We start from the raw sequence: 17,642 nt of genomic DNA, 5'->3' as shown, positions 1-17,642 counted from the left end.
TCAGCCTTCCAGCGCGCGGTTGACGATGCCGGCCATGCGGGCCGCGGCATCGGTGGGGTAGTTGAGACGCAGAGCCGCCCGGCTCATCTGCGTCAGACGGGACTCGTCGGCCAGCAGCGGCAGAATGGTGTCGATGACCGTCGACGGTGAGAATTCGGCATTGTCGACCATGAGTGAGGCACCGGCGGAGACGCTTCCGGAGGCGTTGAGGCGCTGTTCTCCGTTGCCGATGGCCAGGGGCACGTAGACAGCCGGGACTCCGGCGACCGTGGCTTCGGAGACCGTGGCGGCACCGGAGCGGGCGACGAGCAGATCGGCGACCGCATAGGCCCGATGCATTCCGTCGACGTAGTCCGCGACGTGGTAGTCGGGCAGTTCGGCCGCCGCCTCCCGCAGGGCCTCGCCCTTCCCGGCTCCCGTGATGTGGAGGACTTGGATGCCGGCCTCCTGACACGCGGTCGCGGTGGCCAGGAACGCTTCGTTGATCTTCTGCGCACCGGAGGATCCGCCGGTCACGACGAGGACCGGACGGTCGTCGCGCAGCCCGAGATCGGCACGGAACGCCGCGCGCTGACCCGAATCGCTGCGGTCGAGATCAGTGATCTCTGTGGGCATGGGCATGCCGACGAGGGTCGAATTGCGCAGCTCGGTGTCCGGGAACGTGATCCCGACGCGCCCGGTGGTGGTCAGTCGGGCGCCGAGGCGGTTGGCCATTCCCGGCTTCGCGTTGGCTTCGTGGACGATCAGCGGGATCTTCGCCTGTTTGGCGGCGAGGAAAGCCGGCGGGCAGACGTAGCCGCCGACGCCGACGACGGCATCGACGCTGCGGGAGGCGATGATCTGCTTGACGGCGGAGATGTTGCCGCGGAAGCGTCCCGGGAATTTCAGCAGGGCGGGACTGATCGACCGCGGCATGGGCACCTTGTCGATGGTGAGCAGTTCGAACCCGGCGCGTGGAACGATCTCGGCTTCAAGTCCGTCGGGAGTGCCCAACGCCACGACGTCCCAGTCGGGGTGCTGCCGGCGCAGCTCACGGCCGATCGCCAGCATCGGCGAGATATGGCCGGTGGTGCCTCCACCGGCGAGGAGGATACTCGTCATCTCATTTCCTTTTCTTGCGGGCAAGCACGGCGAGTGAGGATCGCAGTCGATCCTTGTTGGCGGCGATGGCCGCCTCGGCGCCCGGTTCGGTGCGAGCGAACGACAGCACCACTCCCACGGCGAGGAGAGAGGCGATGATCGAGGAGCCGCCGTAGGACACGAACGGCAGCGGCAGACCGATGACCGGCAGCAGTCCGGTGACGACGCCGATATTGATTCCGGCCTGCCCGATGATGAGGGCGAAGAAGCCGGCAGTGGCGACCTGGACCATGAGACTGTTCGAACGCATCACCACGCGGACCATGGCGAAGCCGAGGACGGCGAAGATGAGAATGACGACGAGGGTGCCGACGAGGCCCAGCTCCTCTCCGATGATGGCGAAGATGAAGTCGTTGTGGGCTTCGGGCAGCCAGGACCATTTCTCACGGCTGGCGCCGAGCCCGACCCCGAGCCATCCGCCGGAGGCCAGCGAGAACAGTCCGTGGTTGGACTGCCAGGCTTGGCCCATGGTGGCCGCGGCGCTCTGATCCGCGTGACCGGTGAGCATCGCCTGGATGCGGTCGAGACGGTTCTGGGAGCTGAGGACGAAGAAGGTGACCGCCGCGGCGAGCACGCCGCCCAGGAGGATGAAGTACTTCATCGGGAATCCGCCGACGAACAGGCAGACGACGGCCATGGCCATGATGACCAGGCCGGTGCCGAGGTCGTTGCCGGCCACGACGAGTCCGGCGGCGCCGAGGACTCCGGGCACGACGGGGATCATGGCGTGGCCGAAGGTGGTCATCTTCCCGGCCTTCTGGGCGAGGATGAAGCCGAGCCACAGGGCGAGGGCGACCTTGAGGAACTCCGAGGGCTGGATCTGGAATCCGCCGAACCCGATCCAGTTCGCATTGCCCTTCGTCTCTTTGCCGAGCCCGGGGACGAATACCGCCGCCTGCATGAGGAGTCCGCCGATGATGGCGAACCAGGCGATCCGCTTCCAGAACTGCAGCGGCATCCTGCTCGCGATGTACATGAGGACGAGACCGACCCCGGCGAACATCGCCTGCTTGTTGAAGTAGGCGAATGAGGAGCCCGCTCCCCCGTCGTAGGAGGTGATCGATGAGGCGGAGAGCACCATGACCAGGCCGAGTCCCGTGAGCAGGACGACGGAGGCGAGGATGAGGAAGTAGGTCGTCAGCGGGTGTGCGGAGAGGCTGGAGATGTCACCGCGCAGGTGGGTCCATGCCTTCTTGAGCACCGAGGCGGTCTTGTTCTTCCCTGCAGACTCCGCCGGCTTCTTCGAAGCAGCCTTCGCGGCACTCTTCCCAGCGGTCTTCGCAGGCTTCTTCGCGGCCCCCGCCTTCGGTCTGGAGTCGCGTGCGGCAGATGTCGACCTGATGGTTCCTGACGAGCGCCTGCCTGCGGTCGTCGTCGGCGCTGTCTTCGAGGCAGACGCTGCGCCGGCAGACTTCGCGGACCGCGCCTTCGGGGCGGTCTTGACACCCGTCTGCTGCGTCCCGGCCGTCGACCGCGCAGTCGGCGGCGTCGTCGGAGCGGATGCCGAGACAAACGTCTTCGCAAGCTTGCGGCGGCGGCGTTCATCCGCCTTCGCGGTGGTCTGCCGTCCCATCTCAGCGCTCCAGGTGCGAGTTGACGGCCTCGGCGAAGAGATCGCCGCGAGTGTTGTAGTTGAGGAACTGGTCCATGCTCGCGGCCGCCGGTGCCAGGAGAACGGTGTCTCCGGCTTCGGCCAACCGCGCGGCCGCGTCGACGGCGGCCGCGACGACGGCCTCTCCGCGGCGCTTCGGGACTCCGGAGTCCACGGCCAGGGCCGGTTCGATCCGGACGACTTCGAGGTCGGGGATGGTCGCGGCGATCGCCTCGCGGTAGGCCGAATCGTCCGAGCCGATGAGCACGAGTGCCTTCAGCCGTTCGCGGTGGTCGGCGAACAGCGAGGTGAAGTCGGCGCCCTTGGGCAGTCCTCCGGCGATCCAGATGATCGAGTCGAAGGCGGCCAGCGAGGCATTCGCTGCGTGGGTGTTCGTCGCTTTGGAATCGTCGACCCAGCGGATGTCGTCCGCCTCGGCGACGGTGACCATGCGGTGGGCGCCGAGCGAATGGTTCTGCAGTCCCGCGGCGATCGCCTGACCGGGCACGTCGATGGCGCGGGCCAGACAGGCTGCGGCCAGAGCATTGGCAACCTGGTGCGGGGCGGGCCGCGAACCCACGACGCCGGTGGCCGTCGCCACGTCGTCGAGGGAGGCGAGTTCGGCGGCCGATGAGTAGCGCTGCGGAATGAAGGCTCGGTCGACCAGCAGGTCCTCGACGACGCCGAGCTCGCCGGGGCGAGGCACACCGGTGGTGAAGCCGATGGCCTTGGCTCCTTCGATGACGTCGGCGTCTTCGACCAAGTGCAGTGTCACCTCGTCGGCGCAGTTGTATACGCAGGCGAGCTTCGCATTGTGGAAGATCTTCGCTTTGTCTGCCGCATAGGCTTCGGCGCTCCCGTGCCAGTCGAGGTGATCGGGGGCGATGTTGAGCACGGCTGCGGCGTCGGCGCTCATCGACTCCTGCCAGTGCAGCTGGAAGCTCGAGAGTTCGATCGCGAGGACCTCGAGTCCGGGTTCGAGCACGGCTTCGAGCAGCGGGGTGCCGATATTGCCGCAGGCCTTGGCTTTGAGCCCGGCGGCCAGCAGCATCGATTCGAGCATCGTCGTAGTCGTCGTCTTGCCGTTGGTGCCGGTGATGGCGAGCCATTTGGCATCGTTGGTGCCGCGGATCCGCCACGCGAGTTCGACTTCGCCGATGACCGGGATGCCGGCCTTCGCTGCGGCCGCGAGCACGGGCTGGTCCGGGCGCCATCCTGGTGAGGTGACGACGAGGTCGAGTTCGCCCTCGGGCAGGGCTTCGACGTGGTCGGGCCCCCGTCGGATGTCGACGTCGAAGACCTCGAGGATCTGCGCCTTCTCGCTCACATCTGCGGTGGCGTCGCCGTCGATGACGATGACATCGGCTCCGCGTTCGCCGAGGTGGACGGCAGCGGGGAATCCCGTCACCCCGAGACCGGTGACGAGGATGCGCAGTCCTGCCAGGGATGATCTCGGTCCGTGCAGTGCGGCCGGGATCTCCTTGGTGGTCGGTTCATCAGCCAATGCGCGCCACCCAATCGGCGTAGAACAGGCAGATTCCGGCGATGACGAAGAGGGCCGCGATGATCCAGAACCTCACCACGATCGTCACTTCGGCCCAGCCCTTGAGTTCGAAGTGGTGCTGCAGGGGCGCCATGCGGAACACGCGTTTGCCGGTGGTCTTGAAGGAAGCGACCTGGATGATCACCGACAGGGTGATGATGACGAAGAGTCCGCCGAGGACGATGAGCAGCAGCTCGGTGCGCGACATGATCGCCAGTCCGGCGAAGGCACCGCCGATGGCCAGCGAACCGGTGTCGCCCATGAAGATCTTCGCCGGCGAGGTGTTGAACCACAGGAAGCCGAAGCAGGCCGCGGCCATGGCGCCGGCGACCATGGCGAGGTCGCGCGGGTCGCGCATGTAGTAGCAGGCGTTCGTGGCCTCGGACATGAGGTTGCAGTTCTGGGTCGACTGCCAGGTGCCGATGACGACATAGGCGGCGAAGACGACCACCGAGGCGCCGGCGGCGAGACCGTCGAGGCCGTCGGTGAGGTTCACCGCGTTCGAGACTGCGGTGACGATGAGGTTCGCCCAGATGACGAACAGGATGAGGCCGAGGACCGCCGAGCCGAATGCGAGATCGAGGTTCGTGTCGCGGATGAACGACACCTTCGTCGACGCCGGGGTCTCGCCGAAGGAGTTCGGGAACTGCAGCGCGAGCACGGCGAACGAGATTCCGACGAAGGCCTGGCCGATGAGCTTCGGCATCGGGCGCAGGCCCAGAGACCGCTGCTTCTTGATCTTGATGAAGTCGTCGAGGAATCCGACGACCGCCAGTCCCGCAGCCAGCCACAGCACGAGCAGGCCGGACGCCGTGGGCACGGAACCGGTGAACAGGTGTCCGAGCAGGTAGGCGAGCACAGCGGCGCCGATGATGACGACTCCGCCCATGGTCGGGGTTCCGCGCTTCGTCGCGTGCGAGGTTGGACCGTCGTCACGGACGAACTGGCCGTACCCCTTCTTGACGAGCACCCGGATGAACAGCGGGGTCCCGACGAGGGCGAAGATGAGAGCCAGGCAGGCTGCGAGCAGTACGGCAATCATTGGGCCCCCGATACTCCGGCGATTTCGTCTCCCAGGTAGCGCAGACCGGCATCGCGGGAGGATTTGAACAGAACGATGTCGCCGGGAGCGAGTTCGGCGTTGAGAAGATCTTTCGCCTCAGCCGCGGTGGCGACCCAGGCCGCCTCGTTGCCCCAGGAGCCTTCGAGGTTCGCAGCGTTGAAGATCGGCTTCGCGCCTTCTCCCACGACGATGGTGCGAGTGATGTTGAGGCGCACGACGAGTTCGCCGATGTCCGAGTGCGCGGACACCGAATCGGACCCGAGTTCGAGCATCTCGCCGAGCACGGCGAAGGTGCGACGCGGGCTGGTCTCCTCATCACCGCGGCCCATCGAGGCCAGGGTCTTCAGCGAAGCCCGCATGGATTCGGGGTTCGCATTGTAGGCGTCGTTGAGCACTGTCACGCCCGACGGCGAATCGATGAGCTCCATGCGCCAGCGGCTGGCCGCCGAGGAGGTCGACAGGGTGGTGACGATCGACCTGGCCGCGACGCCGCAGGCGTGGGCGATGGCGGCTGCCGCCAGAGCGTTGCCGACATGGTGTTCGCCGATGAGCGCCAGGCGCACATCGCGGGGCTCCTCACCGGGCAGGGTAAGGGTGAACGTCGGATGACCGGAGGAATCCGTGGACACCGAGGTGCCGCGCACGATCAGATCGTCGGCGCCGACCCATTCGGGCAGGGACTCACGCTGTGAGAACCACAAGGTCGTCACGTCCGAAGCGAGCACCTCACGCATCGCCGACACGCGGGTGTCGTCGGCGTTGAGCACGGCGGTGGATCCGGCCGTCAGGGACTCGACGAGTTCGGCCTTCGCCCGCGCGGTGTTCTCGATCGAACCGAAGACTCCGGAGTGGGCGGTGCCCACGGCCAGCTCGACGGCGATATCGGGGCGGATGAGGCTGGTCAGATAGGCGAGGTTGCCGATCGACCGAGCCCCCATCTCGAGGACGAGGAAACGGGTGGATTCGACCGCCCGCAGAGCCGTCAGCGGGACTCCGACCTCGTTGTTATAGGAGTTCGGCGGCCACACGGTCTCCGCCTCACCCGAGAGCAGATCCGCGGCGAGGTCCTTCACCGTGGTCTTGCCGACGGATCCGGTGATCGCGATGACGGTGAGTTCGCCGTCTGTGCGCAGGCCTTCGATGCTGTGCTTGGCCAGCTGGCCGAGCGCTTCGGTGGCATCGGCGACGACGACGACCGGCAGCGGTTCGTCGTCGATGGTGGGGACGGATTCGCCGATGATCAGGGCCGCTCCCGCCTCGACGGCGGCGGCGGCGAATTCGATGCCGTCGAAGCTCTCGCCTCGGCGGGCGACGTAGATATCGCCGGGTCCGACTTCTCTCGAGTCGGTCACCACACCGGTGGTCAATGGGGTCTCGGGGTCGATGCCGTACAACTCGCCGCTCAGGGCGGTTGCGATTTCGGCTGCAGTCAGTCGCTTCATATCATCTGTGAACTTTACCTGGTTGTGCGCCGCCCAGTCGCATGGACAGCGCTGAGCGTGTCCTGGCCCGGTCGTCGAAATCGGTGACCGTGGTGCCCACGGTCTGGCCTGTCTCATGGCCCTTGCCCGCGATGAGCACGGTCGCCGAGGCGTCTGCTTCGGCAATCGCCTCGTCGATGGCGGCACCGCGGTCGGGGACCTCGATGATCTTTTTCACACGGGCCCGTCCCGCATCCACCTCGGCGTCGATTCCCTGCCTGACGGCAGCGCGGATCGTGTCGGGATCCTCGGTGCGCGGGTTATCGTCGGTGAGAACGATCACATCGGCTTCACGTGCCGCCGCCTGCCCCATGCCGAAGCGCTTGCCGCGATCACGGTCTCCTCCGGCGCCGAAGACGATGATGAGCTCATCGGAGTCGGCGTGGAGCGTCGCCAGTGCCTTCGCGATCGCGTCGGGGGTGTGCGAATAGTCGACGATGGCGCGCGGCAGGATCTCCGGGTGGGATTCGCTCAGCGCCCGCGGACCGGAGACGTCGATGATCTCCATCCGTCCGGGCACCGTGGCCGCGAAGCTGCGACCGATCGCATCGATCTCTTCGGCGCTGACGCCGGCCTCGATGAGCATCGAGGCTGCCAGGGCCGTATTCGTGACGTTGAAATCGCCGGGCAGCGGTGAGCGGAGCCGGATGCTCTCCCCGTCGTCGAGGTGGAGCACGAAGTCCGATTCGCCCGGGGTGTGTTCGATGCGCCACTGGCTGCGGTCGTCGCGTCCCAGAGTGCGCACGGGCACCTGCGCGGCCTCCGTCATCCGCTCGCCCCATTCGTCTTCGACGACGATGACGGCCTTATCGGAGAATGTGCGGGTGAACAGCTGGGCCTTGGCCTCGAAGTACTCCTCCATCGTGTTGTGGAAGTCGAGGTGGTCCTGGGACAGGTTCGTGAACCCTGCGACGCTGAAGTGAGCCCCGTCCACGCGGTGCTGGATGAGCGCGTGGGAGGAGACCTCCATCGCACAGGTGTCGACCTCGGCCGCGCGCATCTTCTTGAACAGGGCATGCAGCTCGGGGGCCTCCGGCGTGGTGCGCACGCTGGGCACGGTGTCACCGGCGATGAGGATGGCGACCGTGCCGATGACGGCGGTGCGATGGCCCAGTGCCGCGAGCATCCCGTCGGCCAGGTAGGTCGTCGTCGTCTTCCCGTTCGTTCCCGTGACTCCGATGAGCTCCGGCACCGAGGTGGTCCCGTAGACGGCGGCGGAGACGAACCCGAGCACGGCGCGGGGCGCTTCGACGATGAGAGCGGTGACACCGGCGAGCAGGCCCCGGTCCGCCTCGTCCGTGCTCAGCGCTTCGGTGATGAGCTGCCAGCCGGCGTCGTCGGTGAGGATGGCGTCGACCCCGGATCGGATCAGCTCGGGGGCGAACTTCGCACCGTGGACGTTCGCTCCCGGCAGGGCGGCGTAGAGCTGACCGGGTGAGACCGCACGCGAGTCATGGGAGACTCCGGTGACCTCTGTCTCGGGGTCACCGTGGAGGGTGCCGGGTGCGATCGGCAGCAGCTGTGAAAAGCGCATCATTTCCATTCTCGGGCGGGCAGGTCGGGCTTCTGCGTCGACGGTGGGATCTTGAGATGCCGCATGGCGAAGCCCGCGACATCGGAGAACACGGGGGCTGCGGCCTGTCCACCGTAGTAGCCGTTCCGAGGACGTTGCAAAGTCACGGAGATCGCGAGTTCGGGATCTTCGGCGGGCAGGACGCCGACGAAGGAGGCGGTGTATCCGTCATAGCCTCCGCCCTCGGCTGCCGGCGCCTGCGCGGTGCCGGTCTTTCCTGCGACCCTGTAGCCGGAGACCTGGGCGGACTTGCCCGTGCCTTCGGCCACGACGCCTTCGAGCATCCGCAGGGTCTCGTCGGCGGCTTTCTTGCTGACGACGCGTTCCTTCTCTCCTGCGGGGGTGGAGATGGTGCGTCCGTTCGGGGAGATCATTCCGTCGACGAGGCGGGAGGGCACGTGGACTCCCCCGTTGGCGATGGTGGAGATGACATCGGTGGTCTGGATCGCGTTCGCGGCCACGCCCTGACCGAACATCACGGTGTACTTCGTGCGTCCGTCCCACTCCTCGTACGGATGCAGAATGCCCGAGGTCTCGGCCGGGAAGTCGATTCCCGAACTGGTGCCGAAGCCGAACTTCTTCATGTATTCGTAGCGCTGGGCCTCGGTGAGTTCCTTGCCTGCCAGCACGGTGCCGGTGTTCGAGGATTCGGCGAGGATGCCCGCGAATGTGAGCTTCTCATCGGGGTGTTCGTGGGAGTCGCGGAACTCCTCGTCGTTCGGTGCCTTCCACTTGTCCGGGACGGTGAACTCCTGTTCGGGAGTGACGAGACCCTGGTCCAGCAGTGCTGCGGCGGTGACCATCTTCGCGGTCGAACCGGGCTCGAACATGTCGGTGAAGATGCGCGAACCGCGGTCGGGCCCGTCGACCTTGCCCGGAGAGTTCGGGTCGACGGTGGGAGCATCCGCGGCGGTGATGATGCGTCCCGTCTTGATCTCTTTGATGACGATCGAGGCGGATTCGGCTTCGTGCTTCTTCCGCTGCTCTTCGATGGCCTGCTGAGCGTAGTACTGCATCGCCGGGTCGATCGTCGTCTGCAGCCCCTGGCCGTCAACGGCGTCCTTCATGTTGTTGTCGCCGAGCGGGATGATCTCTCCGCGTGCTCCGCGTTCGTACTGCTGCTGGCCGTCCTTGCCCGACAGCTGTTCGTCATAGGCCGATTCGAGACCGGCCTGAGCCGTGCCATCGGAGCTGAGGAACCCGACGAGGTTTCCGGCGACTCCCCCGGCAGGGTAAGAGCGCACCGAGTACTCCTCGGCGGAGATGCCGAGGACCTCGAGTTTCTTCACCGCGCTCCAAGTTTCCGAGGTCAGTCCCTTGGCGACGGGGTTCCAGCGTTTGTCGCCGACGAGTTTCGGATAGAGCACACCAGGGTCGGTCTTCAGCGGCTTCGACAGTGCTTCGGCTGCGCCCCAGGCTCCGACGAGTTTGCCGTCGACTTCGTACTGGGCGACGTTCTGCTGATCGACGACGAGTTGGTAGCGGGAGACGCTGTCAGCGAGCACGGTGCCGTCGGCGGCCAGAATCTGTCCGCGATCGGCAGGCAGGGTCCGGGTGACGAGTCGGTTCGACAGCGCCTTCTCAGCCAGCTTCATCGAGTCCATACCCTGGATGGATACGAGGCGCACGGAGGTGATGAGGAGGACGAGGACCGACACCGCGGCGATGAAGCCCATCCGCCACCGCAGATTGGGGCCACCGCCCTCGCGCTTCTTCTTCAGTCGGGTCTTGGCTGAGCCCATAGCTGGAGTCCTCGGTCCTTGACGTGGTCGGCGAATGTTTCGGTCAGGCCGTTCCCTGGTCCCGGTGAGCTCGGACTACTTCGGCGCCTCCTGGCTCGGAGCCGCCACGTCCTGGCTCGGGCTGCCCCCGACGACCGGGAGCTTCTCATCCGATCGTAGATTGGGTCGGATGTCATCTCGTGTATCGGCGCGCGGGCCGGGCACGACTGTGGGCTCTTTCTCACCGCTGACGTCGATTCCGGGGGCGTCGATCATCTTCCCGGTCTTCGCATCGAGGAACTCGGGTGAGGAATCACGGACGAGACCGAGCTCTTCGGCGGCCAGGGAGATGTTCTGCGGGGATTCGCGGTACGAGTTGTCCTCGACGAGGCGGTCTTTCTGCTCGGCCAGGGCTTCCTTCTCACTCGTCAGCTGGTCGACCTTGTAGGAGGTGTTGGCGACGAATATGTTGAGCAGCAGCACGGCCACGAGGGTGGCCAGCAGGATCCCCACGCACAGCATGGAGAAGGGCAGACGGGACTTCGGCAGTTCGAATTTGAGCAGCCGCAGCTTCGCACCGCCCTGTTGACCACCGGCCTCTTCGAGCCGGCGAGGACGTTCGGGGAAGTTATGCTGACCAGCTCTTGCCGAGGAATTGCTCACGATCGTGCCTCCCTGATCTTCTGCACTGCCCGCAGTCGGACGCTTGCCGCCCGCGGGTTCGTCTCTGCTTCTTGTTCATCAGCCATTTCGGCGCCCCGGATGATCTCGGTCAGCCAGGGCTGGTGCTCTTCGGGCACGACCGGCAGATCCGGCGGTGCCGAGGAGATCGTGGCCGCTCGGAAGGTCTTCTTCACGATCGTGTCCTCCAGCGACTGGTAGGACTCGATGACGGCCACTCCCCCGATGTGCAGCGCTTCCAATGCCGCCGGCAGTGCGGTGCGCAGCACCCCGAGCTCGTCGTTGACCTCGATGCGCAGGGCCTGGAAGGTGCGTTTAGCGGGATGCGACTTCTTCTTCGTCTGCGGGATCACTCGGGAGAGCATGGCCGCGAGCTGATCCGATGTCTCCCACGGGGTGTCGACCCTGTCGGTGACGATGATCTTCGCGATCTTGCCGGCGAGCTTCTCCTCGCCGTATTCGCGGAGGATGCGGCGCAGTTCGGATTCCGAGTAGGTGGCCAGCACCTTCTCGGCGGTGAGCTCCTGGGTGCGGTCCATGCGCATGTCCAGGGGCGCCGGCCGGGAGTAGGAGAATCCGCGTTCGTCCTCGTCGAGCTGCAGCGAGGACACTCCCAGGTCGAGCAGGATCGCGCTGATCTCTGCGATGCCGAGGTCGGCCAGCACATCGGGCAGCTCGTCGTCGACTGCGTGGACGATATCGATTCGGTCGGCGAAGGGGGCCAGGCGTTTCGTGGCGATGTCGATGGCCTGCAGATCACGGTCGATGCCGACGAGGTGGACATCGTCGAAGGCCGTGAGGACTGCTTCGGCGTGCCCGCCCATTCCGAGTGTGCCGTCGACGACGACCGGGGTGAGTCCGGCCTCCCTGGCGGCTTCGACTCCGACGCCGATGAGTTCGACCACGCGCGTCAGGAGCACCGGTACGTGCTGAGCTGTCATTCGTGGGTCCTTCATACGGGGGTGGTCGGAGGTGCGCTGCTGGAGCCAGAACCTTGACCGCCGTGGCCCTGCCACCGGGGAAGTGTGTCAGGACGTCCGAGCTTCGGAAACGGGGAAGTTCCCCGAAACTCGAGCACGGCGGGCAAGGATCAAACCCGAGCAGAATCAGATCACTCCGGGGATCACCTCCTCTTCGCGTTCGGCGAAGGCCTGCTGAGCGCCGACGAGGTAGTCCTCCCAGGTCGGTGCATCCCAGATCTCGACTCGGTTGCCCATGCCGATCACTGCGACTTCCCGATCGAGTGATGCGTACTGCCGCAATATGTTCGGGACCGTGATGCGTCCCTGTTTGTCCGGCTGGTCCGCAAATGCCGCCGACAGGAACACACGCTGGTAATCGCGGGCTTCCTTATTCGTCTTCGGCGCGTTCTGGATTCGCGCGTGCTCGGCTTCGAACTCCGTGGTGGGGAACAGGGTGAGGCAGTTCTCCTGGCCACGGGTAAGAACGAGTCCGGGCGACAGCTCCTCGCGGAACTTTGCGGGCAGGATGAGGCGACCTTTGTCGTCGAGCTTCTGCATATGAGTGCCCAAGAACATGTCGTCTCACCCCTTTCGAAACCCATCGGCTCCGATAGCAACCACAGTACTCCACTTCCCTCCACATATTCCAGCTTTTCGCCCCACTGATGCTCCTGACTCATTGTTTTCCCAGGTCAGATAGGTGGAGGAAAGTGGGTAAACTTTCTCGAAGCCGCGTCGCGGGAGTGTCGGATGAGGGAAGAACGGCGGGCCTGCGAAGGCGGTGGGCCGCCTCGGCGAGGACGATGAGAACGGCGCAGATCCGCGAGAATCCAGGGATCGCAGGCGATTCCCCGCACCGGAGTGGAGGCGAGTGGGGAGGAAAGTGGAGGGTCCGCGTGGAGGAAAGTGGGGAGGGTGGTGGGGAGTGGGGTGGGGCGCCTCGGGGAGGGAGTGGGAGTGGGGAGGAGAAGGGAGTGACGAAGCTGAAAGAAACTCGTGTGGCTGGGGTGCGGGCTTTAAGGGACAATGGAGGGTATGTCGACCAGCCAAGAAGGTACACAGACCAATTCCGTGATCGGCGCCGAACACATCGAGTGGGTGCAGAATCTGACCTCGCGGGCACGTACCGCGATGAACTCGGTGCTCGAGGGCAAGGATGAGGCCGTCGGGCTCTCGCTCATCGCACTGCTCGCCGGCGGACATGTCCTCCTCGAAGACGTCCCCGGCGTCGGCAAGACCCTGTTGGCCCGTGCCATGGGCAAGGTCGTCGACGGTTCCGTGCGCCGTATCCAGTTCACTCCGGACCTGCTGCCCACCGACGTCGTGGGTGTGAACCTGTTCAACCAGGAGACTCGTCACTTCGAGTTCCGACAGGGACCGGTGTTCGCGAACATCGTCATCGCCGACGAGATCAATCGCGCGTCCCCGAAGACGCAGTCGGCGATGCTCGAGTGCATGGCCGAGGGTCAGGCGACGATCGACGGGCAGACCTATCCGATGCCCACGCCATTCATCGTCGTCGCCACTCAGAATCCGATCGACATGGAGGGCACCTACGCTCTGCCCGAGGCGCAGCGCGACCGCTTCCTCACCCGCATCTCCCTGGGATATCCGGCGACGTCCGATGAGGTCGATCTGCTGGACAACCAGATCCAGAACGATCCCCTCGAGACCGCTGCCGCGGTGACGAACCTCGAGCAGATCACTCAGGCCCGCACCATCGTCCGCCATGTCTCCGCGAGCCGGCAGCTGCGCGAGTACATCGTGGCGATCCTCCATGCCACCCGCAACGATCAGGCGATCCTGCTCGGCAGCTCCCCGCGCGGCGGCGTCCATCTGCTGCGGGCGGCGAAGGCCCGAGCGGCACTGTCGGGGCGCACCTTCGTCACCCCCGACGATGTGCAGGCTCTGGCCCCGTACATCCTCGCCCACCGCATCATCCCCCGCGACGGAGACGACGCAGACCTGGCTGCCGATCTCATCGGTCGGGTGCTGTCCCGCGTGCCCGTCTCAGCGAACCAGTGACCGCATGCGACTGAGCACTTCGGGCATCATCTTCGTCCTGGCCGGGGCGGCCCTGATCATCACGGCCTACCGCTTCGCGCTGCCCGGCCTGCTGCCGGCCGGTCTGCTGCTGCTCGGCCTGGTCCTGCTCTCGGCGCTGCTCATCCTGTGGGGCACCCGTCGGGTGTCGATCGCGATGAGCACGAACCTCCAGGAGGTGGCGCTGTCTCCTTCGGGAGACCGCTACCCGCTGGCCGCCGAAGGCAAAGAGGTCGAAGTCCAGGCGCGCGTGACCAATGTCGGCCAGCTCGCGATTCCCGCCGCGACGATCGATTTCACTCCGGCCGAGGGATTCGGCGACTCCACCTCCGGTGATGTCCCGGCTCTGGCCCATGGGGCATCGCAGACGGTGCTGACGTCGTTCACCCCCAATCGCCGCGGTGTCTCCGGCATCGATGCGGTCCTCATCACCGTGTTCGGCCCCTTCGGCCTGGTGAAGATGAAGAAGAAGGTCCACGGGGCCTTCCACGTGGCCGTGTCCGTGCCGATCCTGCCTGCACGCATCCCGCAGGATTCGTCGATCCGGCCCTCCCGCCTCGACGACGGCAAGGTCCGCACCGGACACACCACCCGGGACTTCCACACACGTGAGTACGTGCCCGGCGATGACCTCCGACATGTGCATTGGCCCTCGACGGCGAAGTCCGGCGAGCTCATGGTCCGGCACGAAGCCGATGAGGAGACGCTCCATTCGCTCATCCTCATCGACCTCGTCGCCGATGAGGGCGCCGAGGAGCCGAGCGACCTCGAGATCGAGTTCCTGCTGGCCGCGGCGACCGCGGCCGGAACCGCGTTCCTCAAGGCCGATTACGAAGTCAATGTCGTCGCTCCCGGACACCAGATCAGATTCAAAGGAGCCCGCGAGATCGACAAGCTGCGTCTGCTCTCCGCCCTTGTGCGCCCGGGCAGGGTCGAACTGCCCGCGCACGACAACCCGAACCACATCGTCATCTGCTCCGTCGGCGATCAGCGCGGGCAGGAACTCGCCTCGCACTTCTCCCGCCGTGTGCCGGTGACTCTGCGCACTCTCAGCGAGATCGACGATCTGACGATGCTCGGTCTCAGCGAGGACCTGCCGGAGTCCTGGACGACGTTCGAGTCCAAGCGCTCTCGCAGCGGCACCGGTCGGACCTCGGCTGAGCCCGGACCGGGAACCGTCGGTGCCGGCAGCGTGTCTGCGGCTCCGGGTGGTGCGAGCTCGACTCCGCAGGGGGTGCGCCGATGAGTCTGAATACTCCTGACGCACGTCCGCGCGGGGTCGATTCCGAGTCTCCGGCGAATGACTATTCGGCACCCGTGTCGACGGGCGATGAGCGTCCGAGCACGGGTTGGCTCGAGGCGATAGTCGTCTTCGTCGCCATGGCCCTGACCGCTGTCGCCGTCTCGGCAGTGTTCAAGGACTTCGCCTGGGTCTCGCCAGTGCTGGTCGCCGTCGCCGTCGTCGTCATCGTCGGCGCCGTGTTCCGCACCGTTCCGGCACTGCGCTCGACCGGAACCGCGGTCATCGCCCAGTGCGTGGCCGGTCTCATCGCGGTCTTCATCGTCTGCGCCGCGGATTCGCTTCTGCTCGGGTTCATCCCGACTGGTGAGTCCTTCGGAACGGTGCTCAATCTGCTCTCCGAGGGGGTCAGCGACCTCTACGCGACCGCTCCCCCGGCGGCGAGCACACCGGGCTTCATCGCGATGCTCACGATCGCCTTCACCCTCATCACGATCCTCATCGACGGCCTCGTCTCGGATCTGCGGGCACCGAAGGTCGGCGGTGTGCTGCTGCTCGTGCTGTGGATGATCCCCGTCTACTTCGCCGCGCAGGAGGTGAAGTGGTGGCACATCGTCGCGATCCTCGCGGCGTTCCTGCTGCTCATGCTCAGCCCCTATCTGCCCGCGACCCGGTGGCGCGGAGGAATGACGGCGATCCTCGCCGGAGCTCTGGCTCTGGCGATCGGCATCGGCCTGCCCCTTCTGCTGCCCCCGGTGCCCAGCCTGCCCGACCGGGCCTCGAAGGGCCAGGGCGACCTGACGGTGACGAACCCATTCCTCAACCTGCGCCAGAACCTCGGCGACCGGGATGACAAGACGCTGTTCAGCTACCAGACGACGGACGCAGACGCGGATCCGATCCGGTTGACCTCGATCGATGACTTCGACGGTGAGAACTGGGCACCCAGCCCGTTCAGCCTCGATCCGTTCGCGATCGCCGCCGACGGAATGCCATGGCCCGCGGGAATGCCGCGGGACAAGAACTTCAAGGAGCAGACGATCAGCGTCGCCGTCGGCGACAGCTACGACCAGCAGTATCTGCCGTCTCCGTATGCTCCGCAGCAGCCGAAGGATCTGAGTCGTCGGTGGATCTTCGACGAGAAGACCTTGACGGTCGTCGGCAACGGTGAGAAGACCGGTGGACTGCAGTATTCGATGGACTATCTGTCCCCGAATCCCGACGTCGAGGATCTGCAGTCGGCGACTCCAGTGTCCGAGAGCGACTTCGAGACCGAACTCGCCGTCCCCGATTCCCTGCCGACCAGCGTGAAGGAGACCGCAGAGCGGGTCACCGCCGATGCGGATAACCAGTGGGAGGCCGCAGTCATGCTGCAGGCGTACTTCCGCGGCGGCGATTTCGAGTATTCGCTCGATGCTCCCGAACGGGCCAGCGGCGACGCGATCTCGGACTTCCTGGCCGATAAGCAGGGCTACTGCGTCCAGTTCTCCTCGGCCATGACGATCATGGCCCGGACGATGGGAATTCCGGCCCGCATCGGCGTCGGATACGCCGGCGGGGACGAATCCGAGAACGGCGTCGATGTGAGCATGCAGGATTCGCATGCCTGGCCGGAACTCTACTTCGAAGGTGCCGGCTGGGTGCGCTTCGAACCCACCCCCGGCGGTCCCGCCGGAGATCCGCCGAAGTGGACCCTCGCCGATGGCGCCGACCAGCAGGAGGAGGGCGACGAGTCGGAGTCTGCGAGCCCGAGCGAAGAGCCGAGCGAATCTGCTTCGCCGACCGGTGGCTCCGAGGAGCTCACCGAGGAGGAGACGAGCACTCAGGCCGCAGAGCCGGCCGGTTCGAACTTCGGCACTGTCTTCGGCATCGCAGCCATCGTGCTCGTCCTGCTGCTGCTCGCTGCCCTGCCCGCGATCTGGCGGTCGATCCTGCGCTCCCGCCGGACGAAGGATCCGCAGAATCTCGAAGCGGTATGGACCGAGGTCCGAGCTCTGGCCACCGACTACGGGCAGAGCCTGGATTCGAGCCGGACGCTGCGCTTCAACGAGCTCGTGCTCGCCGGTGCCGCCCCCGCGGCCGGAGCTGCCGGTGCTGCCGGCGGCGGGACCGAGACTGAGGATGCCTCGAGCTCTACCGGTGCGGATGCCGGCTCCACGGCACCCGAGATCGATCCGGAGTCCGGCGAACCGTTGCGCAGGTCCGCCGCCGAGGCGGCAGCCGGCTCCGGTGCCACCGCACAGAGCGCAGAAGCCGCCGGTTCCTCGACGTTCGATCGTTCGGATGAACGGCTGCGGCGTCTGAGCAGCCCGGCCCCGTCACGTCCTTCCGAGTCGGGTCATGATGATTCTGCGCTGGGAGCGTTCGTCGATGCTCTCGAAGCTCAGCGCTACGGTGCCGCTCCCGAGTCGCTCGATGACTCGGAGGTGCAGGCGCTCGTCGACGAGGTCAGTACGGACTTGTCGGAGCGGGCCACGCCGGGCAGCCGGATCTCTGCGAAGATCTGGCCTGCCAGCCTGTTCAATCGTCCGAAATGACGATGAGCTGACGACTCTGGTCGATACCTGTCGACCCTGGTCGATGTGCGAAGAGGCGGTCCTGAGC

General features: G+C 66.0%; 13 protein-coding genes. 3 read left to right on the top strand and 10 right to left on the bottom strand.

Annotated features, from left to right (window positions below; genetic code table 11):
- The 10 genes from murG to mraZ all read right to left on the bottom strand — a co-directional run bounded on the left by murG (window position 1) and on the right by mraZ (window position 12,331).
- Window positions 1-1,101 carry an undecaprenyldiphospho-muramoylpentapeptide beta-N-acetylglucosaminyltransferase gene (gene murG / locus BI49514_RS09370; protein ID WP_101546288.1) on the bottom strand — a complete coding sequence of 367 codons (1,101 nt, stop codon included), beginning with the start codon at window positions 1,099-1,101 and terminating at the stop codon, window positions 1-3.
- Between the two features lies 1 nt (window position 1,102).
- Window positions 1,103-2,713 (bottom strand): putative lipid II flippase FtsW, encoded by a 1,611-nt coding sequence (ftsW, locus tag BI49514_RS09365; RefSeq protein WP_101546287.1) that lies wholly within the window; start codon window positions 2,711-2,713, stop codon window positions 1,103-1,105.
- Window position 2,714: 1 nt separating this feature from the next.
- Window positions 2,715-4,235 (bottom strand): UDP-N-acetylmuramoyl-L-alanine--D-glutamate ligase, encoded by a 1,521-nt coding sequence (gene murD, locus BI49514_RS09360; protein ID WP_244195124.1) that lies wholly within the window; start codon window positions 4,233-4,235, stop codon window positions 2,715-2,717.
- Window positions 4,228-5,316 (bottom strand): phospho-N-acetylmuramoyl-pentapeptide-transferase, encoded by a 1,089-nt coding sequence (gene mraY / locus BI49514_RS09355; protein ID WP_101546286.1) that lies wholly within the window; start codon window positions 5,314-5,316, stop codon window positions 4,228-4,230. Before mraY ends, murD begins: the two co-directional genes overlap by 8 nt.
- Window positions 5,313-6,779: a UDP-N-acetylmuramoyl-tripeptide--D-alanyl-D-alanine ligase gene (locus BI49514_RS09350; RefSeq protein ID WP_101546285.1), complete on the bottom strand. Its 1,467-nt coding sequence runs from the start codon at window positions 6,777-6,779 to the stop codon at window positions 5,313-5,315. The genes mraY and BI49514_RS09350 overlap by 4 nt, the downstream gene beginning before the upstream one ends.
- A gap of 1 nt (window position 6,780) precedes the next feature.
- Window positions 6,781-8,352 (bottom strand): UDP-N-acetylmuramoyl-L-alanyl-D-glutamate--2,6-diaminopimelate ligase, encoded by a 1,572-nt coding sequence (locus BI49514_RS09345; RefSeq protein WP_101546284.1) that lies wholly within the window; start codon window positions 8,350-8,352, stop codon window positions 6,781-6,783.
- Window positions 8,352-10,133, bottom strand: coding sequence for a peptidoglycan D,D-transpeptidase FtsI family protein (locus BI49514_RS09340; protein ID WP_101546283.1), 1,782 nt, complete (start codon window positions 10,131-10,133; stop codon window positions 8,352-8,354). The genes BI49514_RS09345 and BI49514_RS09340 overlap by 1 nt, the downstream gene beginning before the upstream one ends.
- 75 nt (window positions 10,134-10,208) lie before the next feature.
- Complete coding sequence (gene ftsL, locus BI49514_RS09335; RefSeq protein ID WP_101546282.1) at window positions 10,209-10,775, bottom strand: cell division protein FtsL; 567 nt, start codon at window positions 10,773-10,775, stop codon at window positions 10,209-10,211.
- Window positions 10,772-11,734, bottom strand: coding sequence for a 16S rRNA (cytosine(1402)-N(4))-methyltransferase RsmH (rsmH, locus tag BI49514_RS09330; RefSeq protein WP_180954373.1), 963 nt, complete (start codon window positions 11,732-11,734; stop codon window positions 10,772-10,774). Before rsmH ends, ftsL begins: the two co-directional genes overlap by 4 nt.
- A gap of 165 nt (window positions 11,735-11,899) precedes the next feature.
- Window positions 11,900-12,331, bottom strand: a complete 432-nt coding sequence (gene mraZ, locus BI49514_RS09325; protein WP_039208349.1) for a division/cell wall cluster transcriptional repressor MraZ — start codon at window positions 12,329-12,331, stop codon at window positions 11,900-11,902.
- A gap of 459 nt (window positions 12,332-12,790) precedes the next feature.
- Here mraZ and BI49514_RS09320 point away from each other — a divergent pair, with 459 nt between their 5' ends.
- The 3 genes from BI49514_RS09320 to BI49514_RS09310 are packed head-to-tail and all read left to right on the top strand — an operon-like array spanning window position 12,791 to window position 17,575.
- Window positions 12,791-13,780: an AAA family ATPase gene (locus BI49514_RS09320; RefSeq protein WP_101546280.1), complete on the top strand. Its 990-nt coding sequence runs from the start codon at window positions 12,791-12,793 to the stop codon at window positions 13,778-13,780.
- Window positions 13,781-13,784: 4 nt separating this feature from the next.
- Window positions 13,785-15,044 carry a DUF58 domain-containing protein gene (locus tag BI49514_RS09315; RefSeq protein ID WP_101546279.1) on the top strand — a complete coding sequence of 420 codons (1,260 nt, stop codon included), beginning with the start codon at window positions 13,785-13,787 and terminating at the stop codon, window positions 15,042-15,044.
- Window positions 15,041-17,575: a transglutaminase TgpA family protein gene (locus BI49514_RS09310; RefSeq protein ID WP_101546278.1), complete on the top strand. Its 2,535-nt coding sequence runs from the start codon at window positions 15,041-15,043 to the stop codon at window positions 17,573-17,575. The genes BI49514_RS09315 and BI49514_RS09310 overlap by 4 nt, the downstream gene beginning before the upstream one ends.
- Window positions 17,576-17,642: the final 67 nt, after the last annotated feature.

The organism is Brevibacterium iodinum ATCC 49514 (genome assembly GCF_900169265.1).
GTDB lineage: Bacteria > Actinomycetota > Actinomycetes > Actinomycetales > Brevibacteriaceae > Brevibacterium > Brevibacterium iodinum.
Note: the sequence above shows the minus strand (reverse complement) of the source record. Positions and strands in the feature narration are given on the sequence as shown.

Excerpts from the sequence above, each read along its gene's own strand:
- BI49514_RS09350 (WP_101546285.1), bottom strand. The coding sequence starts at position 6,779 with ATGAAGCGACTGACTGCAGCCGAAATCGCAACCGCCCTGAGCGGCGAG.
- murG (WP_101546288.1), bottom strand. The coding sequence starts at position 1,101 with ATGACGAGTATCCTCCTCGCCGGTGGAGGCACCACCGGCCATATCTCG.
- BI49514_RS09345 (WP_101546284.1), bottom strand. The coding sequence starts at position 8,352 with ATGCGCTTTTCACAGCTGCTGCCGATCGCACCCGGCACCCTCCACGGT.
- BI49514_RS09315 (WP_101546279.1), top strand. The coding sequence starts at position 13,785 with ATGCGACTGAGCACTTCGGGCATCATCTTCGTCCTGGCCGGGGCGGCC.
- BI49514_RS09310 (WP_101546278.1), top strand. The coding sequence starts at position 15,041 with ATGAGTCTGAATACTCCTGACGCACGTCCGCGCGGGGTCGATTCCGAG.
- rsmH (WP_180954373.1), bottom strand. The coding sequence starts at position 11,734 with ATGACAGCTCAGCACGTACCGGTGCTCCTGACGCGCGTGGTCGAACTC.
- mraY (WP_101546286.1), bottom strand. The coding sequence starts at position 5,316 with ATGATTGCCGTACTGCTCGCAGCCTGCCTGGCTCTCATCTTCGCCCTC.
- mraZ (WP_039208349.1), bottom strand. The coding sequence starts at position 12,331 with ATGTTCTTGGGCACTCATATGCAGAAGCTCGACGACAAAGGTCGCCTC.
- ftsW (WP_101546287.1), bottom strand. The coding sequence starts at position 2,713 with ATGGGACGGCAGACCACCGCGAAGGCGGATGAACGCCGCCGCCGCAAG.
- BI49514_RS09340 (WP_101546283.1), bottom strand. The coding sequence starts at position 10,133 with ATGGGCTCAGCCAAGACCCGACTGAAGAAGAAGCGCGAGGGCGGTGGC.
- BI49514_RS09320 (WP_101546280.1), top strand. The coding sequence starts at position 12,791 with ATGTCGACCAGCCAAGAAGGTACACAGACCAATTCCGTGATCGGCGCC.